This is a genomic window from Massilia sp. YIM B02443 (assembly GCF_030411955.1).
Lineage (GTDB): Bacteria > Pseudomonadota > Gammaproteobacteria > Burkholderiales > Burkholderiaceae_D > Telluria.
Genome location: NZ_JASNRA010000080.1, coordinates 1 through 390 on the forward strand (window position 1 = coordinate 1; position 390 = coordinate 390).

Annotated in this window: 1 protein-coding gene; it reads right to left on the minus strand. The window is 63.8% G+C overall.

Annotation, left to right across the window (positions count from 1 at the left end; genetic code table 11):
* On the minus strand, window positions 1–299 hold a 299-nt coding region (locus QPK27_RS25265; RefSeq protein WP_290420893.1), incomplete at its 3' end, for an efflux RND transporter periplasmic adaptor subunit.
* Between the last annotated feature and the right edge of the window lie 91 nt (window positions 300–390).

Here is a 390-nt window from a genome sequence, read left to right on the forward strand (position 1 = left end):
TGGCCGTGCTCGGCGCTGCCCTTGCCGAGTTCGGCCTTGAGCACGAAGCTGCCGCGATTAACGTAGCGCGTTCCTGCTGCCAGGCCCTCCAGGATTTCCACCCCTTTGCCGTCATTAATGCCGGCCACGATCGGCTGCGTGCGAAAGCCCCCTTCCGTCACTACAAACACTACTGGCTTGTCTTCCACCGTCTGGATAGCATCGGCCGGAATCGCCACAGCAGCCTGTTTAGTCCCCTGCACCAGCGCGACGTCCACGAACAGGCCAGGGCGCCACGCGCCGCCTGGGTTGTCGATCACGACGCGCGCCGTGGCGGCGCGGGACTGTGCCCCGACTAGTGCGCCGACATAACTTACCTTCCCAACGGCTTTCATATCAGAGCCGGTGGCA